General features: G+C 72.6%; 13 protein-coding genes and 1 pseudogene. 9 read left to right on the top strand and 5 right to left on the bottom strand.

The window, feature by feature from the left end; all coding sequences use genetic code 11:
• Window positions 1-29: 29 nt before the first annotated feature.
• On the bottom strand, window positions 30-893 hold the full coding sequence (locus ACFPIH_RS06800; RefSeq protein WP_381182246.1) for an MHYT domain-containing protein: 864 nt from the start codon (window positions 891-893) through the stop codon (window positions 30-32).
• 268 nt (window positions 894-1,161) lie between these two features.
• Between ACFPIH_RS06800 and ACFPIH_RS06795 the strand changes: the two are divergent.
• Together ACFPIH_RS06795 and ACFPIH_RS06790 are read left to right on the top strand one after the other, a co-directional pair.
• Window positions 1,162-1,782, top strand: a pseudogene (locus ACFPIH_RS06795) (glycerophosphodiester phosphodiesterase); the annotation flags it as partial.
• Window positions 1,783-1,848: 66 nt separating this feature from the next.
• Window positions 1,849-2,403: a methylated-DNA--[protein]-cysteine S-methyltransferase gene (locus ACFPIH_RS06790; protein WP_381182311.1), complete on the top strand. Its 555-nt coding sequence runs from the start codon at window positions 1,849-1,851 to the stop codon at window positions 2,401-2,403.
• 447 nt (window positions 2,404-2,850) lie between these two features.
• Here ACFPIH_RS06790 and ACFPIH_RS06785 read toward each other — a convergent pair whose 3' ends face one another.
• Window positions 2,851-3,645 carry a methyltransferase domain-containing protein gene (locus ACFPIH_RS06785; protein ID WP_381182245.1) on the bottom strand — a complete coding sequence of 265 codons (795 nt, stop codon included), beginning with the start codon at window positions 3,643-3,645 and terminating at the stop codon, window positions 2,851-2,853.
• Between the two features lie 262 nt (window positions 3,646-3,907).
• Between ACFPIH_RS06785 and ACFPIH_RS06780 the strand changes: the two genes are divergently transcribed.
• Entirely contained in the window at window positions 3,908-5,035 is a 1,128-nt protein-coding gene (locus tag ACFPIH_RS06780) for a magnesium and cobalt transport protein CorA (RefSeq protein WP_381182244.1), read from the top strand.
• Between the two features lie 15 nt (window positions 5,036-5,050).
• Here ACFPIH_RS06780 and ACFPIH_RS06775 read toward each other — a convergent pair whose 3' ends face one another.
• The 3 genes from ACFPIH_RS06775 to ACFPIH_RS06765 all read right to left on the bottom strand — a co-directional run bounded on the left by ACFPIH_RS06775 (window position 5,051) and on the right by ACFPIH_RS06765 (window position 6,690).
• Entirely contained in the window at window positions 5,051-5,485 is a 435-nt protein-coding gene (locus ACFPIH_RS06775; protein ID WP_381182241.1) for a CBS domain-containing protein, read from the bottom strand.
• Window positions 5,486-5,626: 141 nt separating this feature from the next.
• Window positions 5,627-6,268: a nucleoside/nucleotide kinase family protein gene (locus ACFPIH_RS06770; RefSeq protein WP_381182239.1), complete on the bottom strand. Its 642-nt coding sequence runs from the start codon at window positions 6,266-6,268 to the stop codon at window positions 5,627-5,629.
• A complete protein-coding gene (locus ACFPIH_RS06765; protein WP_381182237.1) occupies window positions 6,268-6,690 on the bottom strand; it encodes a winged helix-turn-helix transcriptional regulator in 423 nt (140 codons plus the stop codon). Before ACFPIH_RS06765 ends, ACFPIH_RS06770 begins: the two co-directional genes overlap by 1 nt.
• A gap of 99 nt (window positions 6,691-6,789) precedes the next feature.
• On the opposite strand from ACFPIH_RS06765, the gene ACFPIH_RS06760 reads away from it, so the two are divergent.
• The 6 genes from ACFPIH_RS06760 (at window position 6,790) to ACFPIH_RS06735 (ending at window position 14,588) form a co-directional block, all read left to right on the top strand.
• On the top strand, window positions 6,790-7,542 hold the full coding sequence (locus ACFPIH_RS06760; protein WP_381182235.1) for an NAD(P)-dependent oxidoreductase: 753 nt from the start codon (window positions 6,790-6,792) through the stop codon (window positions 7,540-7,542).
• Window positions 7,543-7,581: 39 nt separating this feature from the next.
• Window positions 7,582-8,352, top strand: coding sequence for a DUF2293 domain-containing protein (locus ACFPIH_RS06755; protein WP_385876369.1), 771 nt, complete (start codon window positions 7,582-7,584; stop codon window positions 8,350-8,352).
• A 291-nt stretch (window positions 8,353-8,643) separates the two neighbouring features.
• Window positions 8,644-9,123, top strand: coding sequence for an anthrone oxygenase family protein (locus ACFPIH_RS06750; protein ID WP_381182231.1), 480 nt, complete (start codon window positions 8,644-8,646; stop codon window positions 9,121-9,123).
• A gap of 93 nt (window positions 9,124-9,216) precedes the next feature.
• Complete coding sequence (locus tag ACFPIH_RS06745; protein ID WP_381182229.1) at window positions 9,217-10,707, top strand: glutamate synthase subunit beta; 1,491 nt, start codon at window positions 9,217-9,219, stop codon at window positions 10,705-10,707.
• A gap of 410 nt (window positions 10,708-11,117) precedes the next feature.
• On the top strand, window positions 11,118-13,577 hold the full coding sequence (locus tag ACFPIH_RS06740; protein ID WP_381182227.1) for a PEP/pyruvate-binding domain-containing protein: 2,460 nt from the start codon (window positions 11,118-11,120) through the stop codon (window positions 13,575-13,577).
• 21 nt (window positions 13,578-13,598) lie between these two features.
• Window positions 13,599-14,588, top strand: coding sequence for a hypothetical protein (locus ACFPIH_RS06735; protein WP_381182224.1), 990 nt, complete (start codon window positions 13,599-13,601; stop codon window positions 14,586-14,588).
• The last annotated feature ends 7 nt before the right edge of the window (window positions 14,589-14,595 follow it).

Raw genomic sequence — 14,595 nt, 5'->3', positions numbered from 1 at the left:
CCGGCCGGGGTCCGGAGCGGGGGCGGGGCTCAGCGGTTCTGCGGGGTGCGGGACTCGCGGTGGGGCATCTTGCGGCGGGGGCGCAGCCGGGGGTGGCGGGAGGTGTGCGCGGCGGGAGCGTGCGCCGGGACGCCGGGCTTGTGCTCGACGGGGGGCCAGGCGGGCTTGCTGACCATCAGCGGGTCGAAGAGGACGACGACGCCCGCCAGGCAGAGGAAGGCGAGCGGGCCGACCAGCATCGGGGCGAGCAGGGCGGCGGGCGAGTCTCCCGGGGTGGGGGTCCCGCCCGAGTGCAGGTGGACCTTCATCGCGGCCATGCCCGTGTAGTGCATGCCGGTGACGGCGAGTCCCATGACGAGGCTGGCGCCCACGCTCCACAGGAAGCCCCTGACCTGCCCGGCGGACCACAGCGCGGCGGACGCGGCGGCCATGGCTATGGCGACCGAGGCGGCCACGGTGAGCGTGTTGTACTCCATCTTGCCGTTGAAGCGCATCCCGGCCATGCCGAGGTAGTGCATCGAGGCGATGCCCAGCCCGGTGACGGTGCCTCCGGTGAACAGTGCGGTTCCCGTTGCGCCCTTGTAGCCGACGATGAAGATCCCGACGCCCACCATGAGGATGGCGACGCCGAGGCTGGCGTAGGTCGTCGGTTTGTCGTAGTGGATCGGCGCCCCCGCGACGGTGAAGCCCATCATCGCGATGAAGTGCATGGTCCAGATGCCGGAGCCGATCGCCGCAGAGCCGAGGGCGAGCCATCCGGGACGCCAGGAGTGGGCGACCAGCAGGGCTCTGGTGGTGCAGCGCAGGCCGAGGGCACCGCCGAGGCAGGCCATCAGATAGGCCACCAGCGGTGTGACGATTCCGTAGCTGAATCCGTCGACCGTGCCGTGCATGCGCGGCTGCCCTTCCCCCCTGTTGCGGTTGTCCGTGCGCGCCCCTCCCAGGGCTGCCCGAGCCCTCAGGGCTGAGAGAGAGTATGACTGCCACCGGATTGGTCGAACGATTTTCCGGCAAAGAAACACGCCCCTGCCCCACATGTGCGGCAGTGGTGAGCAGAACCGGGCCGCCCTTTTCATTCCGTGGTCTTCCCGCACCCCCTCCTCGGTTGACTCTGTGCTGTCAAGGTTGAGCTGTACGTGATCTCCGACACGAGGAATACGCATGCATGCGCGTGCCGTTGCCGCCACGACCACCGCGCCCCTGAGCACCGCCGCCCTTCTGCTCCGCGTCCACGACGCCCGGGCCGCCAGTGCGGCCCGGCCCCAGGTCATCGCCCATCGCGGCGCCTCGGCGCGGGCCCCGGAGAACACCCTGGAGGCGGTCGACGAGGCCGCCGCCCTGGGCGTCCGGTGGGTGGAGAACGACGTCCAGCGCACCAAGGACGGTGAGCTCGTGGTGATCCACGACGACAGTCTCCGCCGTACCACCGACGTCGAGGAGATCTTTCCCGATCGTGCTCCGTGGAAGGTGAAGGACTTCACATCGGGCGAGATCGCCCGGCTGGACGCGGGCGGCTGGTTCAGTGGCGCGTACGCAGGCGCGCGTGCCGACGCTGAAGCAGTACCTGGACCGGGTGGAGCGCAACCATCAGAAGCTGCTCCTGGAGATCAAGAATCCCGTCTTCGTACCGTCCACGATCTGAAGCCGGCTGTGCGGACCGGCCTGCTCGGCGCGCCCGCCCCGGGAGACCTGTCCGGGTACGCGGGCTACGCCGACCTGATCAACCCGTCGTACGCCGCCCTGTCCCGGGACTACGTCGACGCGGTGCACGCGCTGACCGGCCGTCGGTCGGCGGGCTCGGGGGGTTTGGCGGGGGCGTTGTCAGTGGCGGGCCGTACGGTGGATCGCATGAACAGCCATGGGCAGTACGAGCAGCAGGTCGTGTGGGCCGTCGTGGCCACCGACATCGGTCCGCTGCTGCTGGCCGCGACCCGTGAGGGTCTGGTCAACGTCGTGTTCCACGCCTCCGAAGCCGTGCGCGACCAGACGCTCGCCAGGCTCACGGACCGGCTGGGCGCCGAGCCCGTCGAGGCGCCCGGCTCCCCGCTGCTGGCCGAGGCGATACGCCAGTTCGACGCCTACTTCGCGGGAGCGCGGCACGACTTCGAGCTGCCCCTGGACTGGTCGCTGATCTCGGGCTTCAACCGCCAGGTGCTGCGCGAGCTCGCGTCCGGCGTCCCGTACGGCGCGGTGGTCGGCTACGGAGACCTGGCCAGGCGCGTGGGCCAGCCGGGTGCGGCGCAGGCGGTGGGCACGGCGATGGGCGCCAATCCGCTGCCGGTCGTCGTGCCCTGCCACCGGGTCGTGGAGAGCGACGGCGGCATCGGCGGGTTCGGAGGCGGCCTGGAGACCAAGCGGAAGCTGCTGGCACTGGAGGGGGTCCTGCCCGAACCGCTGTTCTGAGCGCGATCCCGAACGGCACGTCGTGCGTCCACTCCGGGCGCTGGTCCACATCGCGCGTAATACGCCCCGTTCCGCGCCGCTGCCCCCGGCCGAGAGTCGGGCGCCGACGGCCGACTTGCGGCAGCCCCGGGCGGGACGGAGCGGCGCGTGGGGAGAGCGCGGCAGGCGCCGGTGGGCGATCGAGCCGATCGGGTGGGGCGCTGCGGGCCCGCGACGGCTCCGTCCGCGCCATGTCCCCGCCGTGCGGGCGACTCCACGCGACAGCAACGGTGCGGGCGATGCCTTCACCGGAGCGTGTCCGGCCACACTGCGGACGGTTCTGAGGGCGACGACTGTGGCGGGCGAGGACAGGCGAGCGGGCGCACGGACGTTGGAACGCGTCGGCGCACGACCGCCCGCACCCGGCCGCGATACGACGACGGAGAAGGGCGAGGCAGGGCTTGGGCCCTATCCCTTCCGGCCCCATGCCGAGATCATCGGAGCCGTGGCCAGGTCCATGGTGCCGGAGGCGACGTTGGCCAGGTGGCGGTCGATGTCCTCGTCGGTGGCGATGCCGGCGGAGACGAGCTGCTCGCGGATCTGGCGGACCGTCGCGGACTCCAGGGCCGCGCAGGCGGGTGAGGTGACCGGGAAGTAGGCGTCGGCCTCGACACGCCGCAGTCCGGCCTCGCGGAGCAGACGCGGGAGTTTGCGGCCGTAGGAGAGGTCGGCGCCCCGGTCGGTGAGGAGTGTGCGGAAGCCGTGCCGCAGCCGGTTGGCCAGCTGCTGTTCGGGGCCGTGCTCGTCGGGGCAGAGCAGGGGCTGCAGGGCGGGGTCGGCGTCCTCGACCAGGAGGCGTCCGCCGGGCCGCAGTGCCTTGACCATGGACCGCAACGCCCGTTCCCGGTCGGGTACATGGACCAGGACGAGCCGGGCGTGCACCAGGTCGAAGCTCTCTCCGGGTGCCTCATCGGCGCCGACGTCGTGGACGCGCACCTCGACCGGCGGGCGGCCGGCCGGGGTGAGCCTGGAGGTGTCGATGTCGGTGGCGACGACCTTGCCGGTGGGGCCGACCCTCTTCGCCAGCCAGGAGACCACGGACGTGCCGCCGGCACCGACCTCCCAGCAGCGCCAGCCGGGGCCGACGCCGAACCCTTCGAGGTGGCGGAACGTCGTGGGGTCGAAAAGCGTGGCGAACGCGTCGAAGCGCTCCCCCGCCTCGGTCTGCCGGTTGTCGAGAAGGTACCCGTCGGATCGCGTCATGCGGCGATCATCCCAGTTGTCCGGCTCGTCACAGGCGGGCGACGCGGCGGGATGTGCGTACCGAAGCCCGTCGCGGCGGAGCGGCACGGGTCCGGACGGCCCGGACCCCCGTCGGCCGGGGCCCGAAGTCCGATTGTCCACAGGCGGGAACAAAGCGGAACCATCCCTTTCCACAGGCTTACCCGCTGTTTGCGCGGTGCTGGCAAACTGGCGTGACAGGGCGCGGGAAGCGGCGCGAGGAGATCCACACAAGGAGACCCAGATGACCATGGCAGGGAATCTGCGGAAGGTCACCGGCCTCGGAAGGGGCGGTGGTCTACGCAGGGTGGCGCGGCTGGCCCGGCGGCATACGCGGGTCGATCTGAGTCACCACGCTCGGTCCCCGCTGGGTTCGTCGGTGGTGAACTGCGTGACGTACCGGGACGGGGTCCGGGCCCCGGTCGGCGGCGATCTGGTCGACACCGTCGAGCAGATGCGCAAGAGCGGTCACGGTTTCGTCTGGCTCGGTCTGCACGAGCCGACGAACGCGGAGTTCGCTGGCATCGCCGAGTTGTTCGACCTGCATCCACTCGCGGTGGAGGACGCCGTCGAGGCGCATCAGCGCCCGAAGGTGGAGCGGTACGGCGAGACGCTGTTCGCGGTGTTCAAGACGGTCTGCTACGTCGAGCACGAGCAGCTGACGGCGACCAGCGAGGTCGTCAACACCGGCGAGATCATGGTGTTCGTCGGCCAGGACTTCGTGATCACGGTGCGGCACGGGCGGCACGGTTCGCTGGGTCCGCTGCGTGAGGAACTGGAGTCCGATCCCCGCCAGCTCGACAAGGGCCCCTCCTCGGTGCTGCACGCGGTCGCGGACCATGTGGTCGACGACTATCTCCACGTCATCGACGCCGTGCAGGCGGACATCGACCAGGTCGAGGCGGACGTCTTCGCGGAGAACGGCGCGCGGGCCGACCCGGGACGCATCTACCAGCTCAAGCGGGAACTCCTGGAGCTGAAGCGGGCGGTGGTCCCGCTGAAGCGCCCGCTCGCGGACCTCGCCGACCGGCCGATGCGGGTGGTCGAACCGGAGATACAGGCGTACTTCCGGGACGTCTCCGACCACCTGCTGCGGGCCACCGAACAGATCGCCGCGTTCGACGAACTGCTCAACTCGATCCTGCAGGCGCATCTTGCGCAGGTCACGGTCTCGCAGAACGAGGACATGCGGAAGATCACGGCCTGGGCCGCGGTGATCGCCGTACCCACGATGGTCTGCGGGGTGTACGGCATGAACTTCGAGCACATGCCGGAGCTGCACTGGAAGTTCGGCTACCCGCTGATCCTGGGCGTGATATCCGCGGCCTGTCTGCTGCTGTACCGGGGCTTCCGGCGCAACGGCTGGCTGTGAGGACGTACAGCGCCCTCAGTGGTGGGCGGGGCCGCTCCTGGCGTAGACGCTCTCGGCCCAGGAGGCGATCTGTCCCTCGTTCACGTGCTGGGCGAGGTCGGCTTCGCTGATCATGCCGACCAGGCGCTTGTTCTCGATGACGGGCAGCCTGCGGATCTGGTGGTCCTGCATCTCGCGGAGCACGTCGCCGACATCGGCGCCGGCGTCGATCCAGCGCGGGGTGCCACGGGCCATCTCTCCGGCGGTGATCTTCGACGGGTCGTGGCCCATGGCCACACAGCCGACGACGATGTCGCGGTCGGTGAGGATGCCGCAGAGCCGCTCGTTCTCATCGCTGATGGGCAGGGCTCCCACGTTGAGTTCGCGCATCAGTTGTGCGGCGCGGTCGAGGGTTTCGCGGGCGGGGATCCACTGGGCGCCCCGGTGCATGATGTCTCCGGCGGTGGTCATGCGGTACCTCCCGGTGCCGGACGGCCGGCGCGGCGCGGGGGCACCACTGTCCCGGCGCCCTCCATTGTTGCCGCGCCACCGGGCGCCCGCGACTTCTCTACCTGGCCCCGGCGCTCCGACTTCGCCACCGGGCCCCGGCTCTCATGCCCGCCACGCCGGATGGCGCGGGTCGTCCGCACGGACCAGGACATCGGCGGTGGCCGCCGGATCGGTCTCCCGCGCGTAGGTGTCGAAGGCGGGCAGCCTCCAGTGGTCGGTCTCCGGGGTGCGGCGGCGCAGGGCGGCCGGGGAGAGCTGGACATGGACGGTCAGATCGAAGGGGAACCAGTGACGCAACAGGAGGGGGCCGTGCAGCAGCAGGAAGCCGCCGGGCGGGAGTTGGACGTAGTCGCTGCGGGTGGCCCGATCCGTGGCCGGGTCCCGGAAGTCGGGCAGGATCCGCCCGTCGCCGCCGGGTTCGAGCGGGCCGAAGACCTCGCGCCACAAGGCGCCGGTGTCGAACCAGCCGTTGTAGTAGGCCTCGACGTCGTGGTGGCCGTATTCGAGACGGAGGGAGGCGGGCCGCAGGAAGCCGTGCGTGTCCACGACACGGGAAGCCCGGCCGTGTATGCGCAGTGCCTCGGCGACGCGCCCCGCGAGTTCTCCGGGGCGGGCCGCCGGGGCTCCGTCGAAGGCGATACGGGGCCAGGGGCTGCCGTCGTCGGGCTTCAGGTCGAGCAGCCGCTCGGCGAGGAGTTCGCCGAGCCGTTCCCAGGTGATCGCTTCGAGTCGCACACCGCCCATCATGCGACAGGCGCGGCCCCGGACGCGTGCCGCTCGTGGACCCGGCGGGCGGCGAGCAGGTGGGGAAGGTGGATCTCGCTCCAGGCGCGGGCGGCGTCCAGGAGGGGGATCAGGGTGCGGCCGAGAGGGGTGAGAGCGTATTCGACACGCGGCGGATTCTCGTCGTACGGGGTGCGCGTCAGCAGTCCGTCGCGCTCCATCGCGCGCAGTGTCTCGCTGAGGACCTTGGGTGTGACGCCCCGGAGCGGGACACGCAACTCCGTGAAGCGCCGCGGGCCGCCCTCGAGACAGCGGACGACCATGCCGGTCCACTTGTCCCCCACCCGGAAGGGCATCTCGGAGGACGGACAGAGGGGGTCGAACATGTCGGGGTCGAGCGGTGCGAGCCGTGAGCGGTCCGTACGGTCCGTCGCATCGGTCATCCGTCGAGGTTAGCGCCGATACCGTTGCGGTAACCGGCCCCCTGGCTCCTAACGTCCGGTTCGGGCACCGAAATCCGGTGTCCGGCAAGGGGGTTGGGCATGACCGGGATCGTCGTCCTCGGAGCCGGTGGACGAGCGGGACGGGCGGTGACTGCGGAGGCGCGCCGGCGCGATCTGACGGTGACGGCCGTGGTGCGGGACCCGGAGCGGTACGCCTCGCTCGGGGCGCCGGGCGTCACCGTGGTACGCGGAGACGTCACCGACAGCGCCTCGGTCGAGGAGGTCGCGGGAGGCCGCGTCCGTCACCTGGCCGCGGTGCACGCGGTGTCCCCGTTCAGCGGGCCGGAGCAGGGCTTCGACGCTCTCGACCCGGAGTTCTTCGTGAAGGCCGCGGACGCGCTGCTCGGCGGGCTGGCCGCGGCGGGAGTGCGGCGGCTCGTCGCCGTGGGGCTGGCGGCGAACCTGATCGGGGCGGACGGGCGGCCGGTGATGGACGATCCGGCGGCCTTCCCGGCGGAGATCCGGCCCTTCGCGCTGGCGCACACCGCGGGCCTGGACCGACTGCGGGAGGCCGGCGACGGCGCCCATCCGGTGGACTGGGTGATGCTGACGCCGGGAGGCGGGCTGGACCCGGACGGCCCGCGCACCGGGCACCACCGGTTCGGGGGCGAGCGAGTGCCCAACGGCGCGCCGGGGCTGTCGTACGCGGACCTGGCCGTGGCCGTGCTGGACGAGATCGGGAGGCCGACACTGCACCGTACGCGGGTGTCGGTGTACACACCGGCGGACGCGAGGGTGGAACCCGCAGAGGACTCGGTAGGCGGCGAAAGGAGGGACAACACGAGTCGATGAACCGGCAATACCGCGCCCACCAGCGGGAATGAAGTCCTCATGGCAGGCCTTGCGACTCCCGTGACCCGTACCGGTCCTCTCGTCGTCCAGCCGCTTCGGCGGAAGTACTGCGGCGGGTGCCGGCGGGGACCGCAGCGGATGCTGGTGCTGGAGGAGGGCGGGGCGCGCTGTCCGGACTGCGCCGACCTCGGGCACCTGGTGTTCCTGCCCCGCGGCGACACGGCCCTGACCCGCAGGGCGCGGGAGGAGAGCACGTTGTCGGCGGTGGTGGTGCGGTTCAACCGTCGCAAGGGGCGTTACGAACGGCAGGGCGTCCTGGTGGAGGAGGCGGGGCTGGCCAGGGCCGAGGAGCGGTGCCTCGCGGACGCCGAGGCCCGGCGGCGGCGCCGGCTGCGGGACGCGCGGCGGCGGGCGCAGGAGGACGTGCGGTTCGCGGAGGCGTTCTCGGCGGAGATCCTGCGTCTGCTCCCCGGCTGCCCGCCGGACCGGGCCCGTGAGATCGCCGCGCACGCCTCGGCGCGGGGCAGCGGGCGGGTGGGGCGCAGCGCCGCCGGGCGGGCGCTGTCCGAGGAGGCGGTGATCTCCGCGGTCGTGGCCTCCGTACGGCATCTGGACACGCCGTACGACGGGCTGCTGATGAGCGGCGTGCCCCGGAACGAGGCACGACGGCGGATCGCGGCGGCGGCGGAGGGGCGGGTGCGGGAGGGGCGGGAGGGGCGGGACGGGGCGGTGGGGAGGGAGGGGGAGGGGGAGGGGGGAGGGGCCCCACCCCCGGCCGGGTGTGACGCCTCACCGGCGGACCGGGGGTGACGCGTCACCGGCAGATCGGATGGGACGCGTCACCGCCCCGATCGGATGGGACGCGTCACCGTCAGATCGGGTGTGACGCGTCACCGGCAGATCGGGTGTGGCGCGTCACCGTCAGACCGAAGGTGACGCCTCTTCCCCCTGGCGCGGACCGAGCGGAGAGGTCCTCGCCGAGACGTCCTCGCATGTCGGCGCGCGTTTCACTGATGGTCGGCGATCACTTCCCGGGTTTCACTTGTGGTGACGGAACGTACTGGGCAGGATCCGCGTACGACACGGGGAGTTGACGTTGTGATGATCGATGGGCCGTACTCGCTGCTCACCCTGCTGGGTGCCCTGGCGACGGGGCTGATGGCCGGGGTCTTCTGCGTCTTCTCGGTGATGGTGATGCGGGCGCTCGCCGCGCTGCCGCCCGCGCAGGGGGTCGCGGCGATGAACGCGATCAACTCCGCGGCGATGGCACCGGCGTTCATGGTGCTGTTCCTCGGGACAGCGGTGGTGTGCGCGGTGATCGCGGTGGTGACGTTCGTGCTGTGGCCGGAGGACGGGACGGTTCATCTGCTGCTGGGCAGTGCGCTGTATCTGTTCGGTGTGTTCGGGGTGACCATGGTGGCGAACGTGCCGCGCAACGACGCCCTGATGCGGCTGGAGCCGGGTGCGCCGGAGGCGGTGGCGTACTGGCCGACGTACGTGCGTGAGTGGACGCTCTGGAACCATGTGCGGGCGGCCGCGGCAGCCGCCGCCTCGATCGTGTACATGTTGGCCCTGATCTGACCCGGGCGCGGGCGCGCCGTGGGACGTATCGTGGCCGGAAGAGTGCCGCCCGATGACGCTCGGCCGTTCCACGCGTACGCAAGGAAGACGCCCATGGCCGATCCCAAGGGATTCATGACCACACCCCGCGAGGACTGGCCCCGGCGGCCGGTCGAGGAGCGGGTCCGGGACTGGAACGAGGTGTACGTCCCGGGGGCCCTGTTGCCCATCGTCAGCCGGCAGGCCGACCGCTGTATGGACTGCGGCGTCCCGTTCTGTCACGACGCCTGTCCGCTGGGCAATCTGATCCCGGAGTGGAACGACCTCGTGTCGCGGGAGGACTGGCGGGCGGCGAGCGACCGGCTGCACGCGACGAACAACTTCCCGGAGTTCACCGGGCGGTTGTGTCCGGCGCCGTGCGAGGCCGGGTGTGTGCTCGCCATCAACCAGCCCGCCGTGACCATCAAGAACGTCGAGGTGGCGATCGCCGACCGGGCCTGGGTGGAGGGGTTCGCACCGCCGCGACCGCCGGACCGGCTGTCGGGGAAGACGGTGGCGGTGGTCGGCTCCGGCCCCACCGGGCTGGCGGCGGCGCAGCAGCTGACCCGGGCCGGGCACACGGTCGCCGTGTACGAGAAGGACGACCGGATCGGCGGCCTGATGCGGTACGGCATCCCCGGGTTCAAGATGGAGAAGCGCCATCTGGAGCGGCGGATCGAGCAGATGAGTGCCGAGGGGACCCGGTTCCGTACGGGGACGGCGGTGGGCCGGGACGTCGGTGCGGTGGAGCTGCGATCGCGCTACGACGCCGTGGTGATCGCCACCGGGGCCACGGCGTGGCGGGAACTTCATGTGCCGGGCCGGGAGTTGGCCGGAATACACCAGGCGATGGAGTACCTGCCATTGGCGAACCGGGTGTGCGAGGGGGACCTGGAGGTCTCGCCGCTGTCCGCCGCGGGCCGGCACGTGGTGATCGTGGGTGGGGGTGACACCGGTGCGGACTGTCTGGGGACGGCGGTGCGGGAGGGCGCGGCGTCCGTGACCCAACTGGACATCTACGGCCAGCCGGGTGTGGACCGCGACGAGGACAGTGAGCCGTGGCCGACGTATCCGAAGATCTACCGGCTGTCGGCGGCGCACGAGGAGGCGCGCGACCTGGAGACCGCGCCGGCGGCGGACGCGGACGCTCGTCTGTTCGCGGCGTCCACGCTCCGCTTCACCGGTGACGAGGGGGGACATGTGCGGTCGCTGCACCTCGTCGAGGTGGACGCGCGGCGGCGGCCGGTGACGGGCAGCGGGCGTTCGCTGCCCGCGGACCTGGTGCTGCTGGCGCTCGGTTTCTCCGGACCGGACCAGGAGGACGGGCTGGTGGAACAGCTGGGGCTGACGCTGGAGCCGCGCGGCACGATCGCGCGGGACGGCGACTTCGCGACGAACGTGTCCGGTGTGTTCGCCGCGGGGGACGCGGCGCGCGGGCAGTCGTTGATCGTCTGGGCGATAGCGGAGGGACGGGCGGTGGCGGCGGCCGTCGACCGGTGGCTGTCCGGGGGCTGCTCCCGGCTGCCGGCGCCGATATCGCCGTACGACAGGCCTATGAGCGTGTAGCGCGCCCGGGGCGGCCGCGGTGCCGCGGTGCCGCGGTTGTGGACGATGTGGTGCCGCGGTTGTGGACGGTGCGGTGAACACGGCGCTCCTTCCTCCGGATGAGCCGGTTCGGGGTGCGTCCTGCGCGGGGACGACCTGCGGTGTGCTCCGGGCGGACGACGTGCGGTGCCGCGCTGCGACCAACTGCGTAAATCCTTCTCCAGGAGTCCGAAAAGTGGCTTACGGGCTATATGGATCGGAACAGCGGTGGGACCATCGAAGGCAGGAGGTGTGCTGTCGTCACGCCCGGCTCCAGATGTCGAGTCCGGTTCCGGAGGTGACGGTGGCCTGCCCCATCCTTCGTTCCGTCGTCAGGCGCAGGGCCGATCCCGCGCGTCCCCCCTGTTGGCGGTCGGTCCTGGAGGGTGTTGATGACGACGCTCGACGAACGTCACGGAGAAGGTGCCCCGCGGGGCGAGGCGGCCCTCGGCCTGGCGGAGGCCCAGCGAGCCCGGGTCCAGGAGGCCCGGGAGGCTCAGGCCCGTGCCGCTGTCCCGTTGGAGGATCCCGGCGCCGCGCTCCCCCGGTCGGCCGGGTCCAAGGCCGCGAATCTGGCGCGCGCCGCGCGCGCCGGGCTGCCGGTGCTGCCCGGTTTCGTGATTCCGCACCTGGGAGGCACCGACACCATCGCCCTGCGGCGGGCCTGGGACGAACTCTCGGAAGGCGGCAGCCGCCCGCTGGTGGTGCGGTCCTCGTCGCCGCAGGAGGACACGGACGCCTCGTCGCTGGCGGGCCGGTTCGCCTCCGTGCTGGACGTACGCGGCTGGCCGGCCTTCCGTGCGGCGGTACGGGCCGTGCTCGATTCGGCGCACCGGCCGGACGGGTCCACGGCGCCCATGGCGGTGCTGGTGCAGCCGATGCTCGCGGCGCGGGTCGGCGGGGTGATGTTCGGTGCCGACCCGGTGGCGGGGCGGACGGACCGGATGCTGGTGAGCGCGGTGCGCGGTGGTCCGGACAGCCTGGTCAGCGGTGCGGAGGCCGGAACGAACCACTGGCTGAGCGCGCGCGGCCGGCTGTTGCGGACGGAGCCGAACGAGGCCGGGGCGCGGCTCACGCGTGCCGAGCTGTTCCGTCTGGCGCGGCTCGCGCGGCGGGCGCGGCGGGTGTTCGGCGGGCCGCAGGACATCGAGTTCGGCTTCGACGGGGACGGGCGGCTGTGGCTGTTCCAGAGCCGTCCCATCACGGCGATGGCGGCCCGGCCGGTGCGTGGGGCGCGGCTGCTGGGGCCGGGTCCGGTCGCGGAGACGCTGCCGGGGCAGTTGGCGCCGCTGGAGGAGGACCTGTGGGTGACTCCGATGGACCGTGGGCTGGCCGCCGCGCTGGACATCGGGGGTTCCGCATCGCGCCGGCTGCTGCGGACCGTGCCGGTGGTGACGACGGTCGGGGGGCGCGCGACAGCCGATCTGCGCCTGCTGGGTGCGGCCGCGCCCGCGCATCGGTGGCTCGCGCTGCTCAATCCGGCGCCGGGGGCGCGTCGGCTCGCCGCGGCCTGGCGGGTGGGGCGGCTGGGTACGGCGCTGCCGGGTCTGGCGACGGATCTCGTCGCGGACGTCGACCGTCGGCTGGGCCGGATCCCGTCGGCGGCCGGTCTGCCGGGTCCCGTGCTCGCGGCCGAGCTGCGCTGGACGCGCCAGGTGCTGGTGTCGCTGCACGCGCAGGAGGCGCTCGCGGGCGCCCTGCTGCGGGAGCCGCCGCGCGCCCGCACGGCGGCCGGTACGGCCCTGGCCGCGCTGGCGGACGCCCGCGCCCAGGGTGTGCCGGACGACCGGATGTTCGCCGCGGCCCCGGTGGTCCTGGCACTGACCGCCCCGAGCCTGCGAACCCCGGCACGCCTGCCGCAGACGCTGGTGCCGGGCCAGGGAGCCACGGGCCAGGTAGGCACCGCCCGTGACAGTTCGGGCGAGGGAAGCACCGGCAAGGACAGCTCGGGCCAAGGAAGCACCGGCCGGGGAGTCGCGAGCCAGGCAGGCACCGGCCAGGGCAGTCCGGGTGAGGAAACCACCGGCCAGGGCACCACCGGCCAGGAAAACCCGGGCCAGGGGAATCCCGGCCAGGAAAACCCAGGCCAAGCGACCTCGTCGGCTCCCCCGACCGGGGAAGGAAGCCAGACCAGCACAGGTGCCCACACCGGCCCAGCGAACCAGACCGGCACAGGCAACCGGACCGGCACAGGCAGCCAGACCAGCGCGGGCAACCCTCCCACCGCGGGGAGCCCGCCCGGCACAGCGAACCCGGCACCCCCCAGCGCCCCCTCCCCCTCCCCCGCCCTTCCGCCCCGCGAGGCGCTGCGGCTGCGGGTTCGCTGGGTGCAGGAGCTTCAGGTGCGGCTGGTGCGGGAGGCGGCGCGGCGGCTGGGGCTCGGCGCGGAGCGCGTGGAGCTGCTGCGCTGGCCGGAGCTCGCGGCCGTCCTCGACGGCGGGGCCGCGCTGCCCGCCGACGTCCACGCACGCGTGGCGCGCACCGCGTCGCCGCCGCTGCCGGACGCCTTCCGGCTGGCGGAGGGCGAGGTCGTGGTCGCAGAGCGCGACGGCGGTTTCGGCGAGGGCGGTCATGGCGACGGCGCGGGCGGACGAGGCGTGTCCGGCGGGCGCGCGGTCGGAACCGTCTGGGACGGGGCGGCTCCCCGCCCGCAGGACCCCGTGCTCGTCGTGCGCACCCTCGACCCCGCGTTCGCCCCGCTGCTGCCCGGGCTGACCGGGCTGGTAGCGCAGACCGGCAGCCCGCTGTCCCACCTGGCGGTCCTGGCCCGGGAGTTCGGGCTGCCCGCGGTCGTCGGTGCCGCGGACGCCGTACGGCGTTTCCCGGCCGGGCCTCGACGGAACCACGGGTGACATACGACTCGGAGAAGCGCCTTGAGGAGAGTCGCGTATGTCTTCGGAGCGCTGGCCGCCGCCGGGGCAGGCACTTATCTGATCATCTATCTGTACCGGTGGCAGTGGCAGCGGGCGGTGATCTGCGGTGTGCTGCTGCTGGTGGTGGAGGTGCTGCTGTTCGGCATCGTGCTGCTGGGGCGGCTGAGCCGGATCGAGGAGCGGCTGCGCGAGAGCGACCGGCGGCAGCGGGAGAGGGACGCCCGCCAGGAGGACGTCGTGGCCCGGCTGCGGCAGGCGCCCAGGGAACGCGCGGAGGTCCGTTTCCGCTGGCTGGAGGATCCGGCGGACCGTACATACGTCTTCGTGCCGGTTCTCATGGTCACCGGTGTGCTGCTGTCCGGGCTGGCCTGGGTGGTGCAGAAGATCGCGTCGGCCACGGCGAAGCCGGCGGAACGGCGGCTGGCCGGCCGGCTCGCGGTGCTCTCGGCACCGCCCGATCCGTCCTGGTCGTACGACCCCGTCACCAATCCGTACGGTCCCGCCCACCTCGACGACGGCCCGGCCCTGGTGGACGACCTGCCCCAGACCGTCTCCCGGGCCTCCCGGGCCTCCCGGACCTCCCGGCGCCGCACCGCGCGCGTGGCCGTCGTCGGCGTCGTGGGGGCCGCACTGACCGCCGCGCTGGTCGCGGGGCTCGCCGATCTCACGCAGACCCGTGGGGAGGAGCGGAACTTCAACGAGGCGACGTCCCTGGTCGTCCAGGTCGACATGCGGGGCCCGGACGCGACGGACGCGCGGCGCTCGCTGGCCGCGGAGCAGATCTGGGAGCGCTGCCGGGACTCCACGTCCGTGCCGCTGCGCCACACGACCCTGGGCGCGCTGGGGGACGGCGTCTTCGCCGGGGTCGTACGGCCCGCCCTCACCGCGCACGACCGGATGCGGCTGCGCGGCTGCCTGGAGGACGCCACCCTGGACCGCACCCATCTCACCGTGGTCGGGATCGGGGACGCGGACTCGGACGACGACTGACGCGGAC

It is taken from the genome of Streptomyces vulcanius (assembly GCF_042653945.1).
GTDB lineage: Bacteria > Actinomycetota > Actinomycetes > Streptomycetales > Streptomycetaceae > Streptomyces > Streptomyces mangrovi.
Note: the sequence above shows the minus strand (reverse complement) of the source record. Positions and strands in the feature narration are given on the sequence as shown.

Coding starts and splice junctions, on each gene's coding strand:
- ACFPIH_RS06765 (WP_381182237.1), bottom strand. CDS start 6,690: ATGACCGATGCGACGGACCGTACGGACCGCTCACGGCTCGCACCGCTC.
- ACFPIH_RS06775 (WP_381182241.1), bottom strand. CDS start 5,485: ATGACCACCGCCGGAGACATCATGCACCGGGGCGCCCAGTGGATCCCC.
- ACFPIH_RS06750 (WP_381182231.1), top strand. CDS start 8,644: ATGATCGATGGGCCGTACTCGCTGCTCACCCTGCTGGGTGCCCTGGCG.
- ACFPIH_RS06780 (WP_381182244.1), top strand. CDS start 3,908: ATGACCATGGCAGGGAATCTGCGGAAGGTCACCGGCCTCGGAAGGGGC.
- ACFPIH_RS06755 (WP_385876369.1), top strand. CDS start 7,582: ATGGCAGGCCTTGCGACTCCCGTGACCCGTACCGGTCCTCTCGTCGTC.
- ACFPIH_RS06785 (WP_381182245.1), bottom strand. CDS start 3,645: ATGACGCGATCCGACGGGTACCTTCTCGACAACCGGCAGACCGAGGCG.
- ACFPIH_RS06800 (WP_381182246.1), bottom strand. CDS start 893: ATGCACGGCACGGTCGACGGATTCAGCTACGGAATCGTCACACCGCTG.
- ACFPIH_RS06740 (WP_381182227.1), top strand. CDS start 11,118: ATGACGACGCTCGACGAACGTCACGGAGAAGGTGCCCCGCGGGGCGAG.
- ACFPIH_RS06770 (WP_381182239.1), bottom strand. CDS start 6,268: ATGGGCGGTGTGCGACTCGAAGCGATCACCTGGGAACGGCTCGGCGAA.
- ACFPIH_RS06745 (WP_381182229.1), top strand. CDS start 9,217: ATGGCCGATCCCAAGGGATTCATGACCACACCCCGCGAGGACTGGCCC.
- ACFPIH_RS06760 (WP_381182235.1), top strand. CDS start 6,790: ATGACCGGGATCGTCGTCCTCGGAGCCGGTGGACGAGCGGGACGGGCG.
- ACFPIH_RS06790 (WP_381182311.1), top strand. CDS start 1,849: ATGAACAGCCATGGGCAGTACGAGCAGCAGGTCGTGTGGGCCGTCGTG.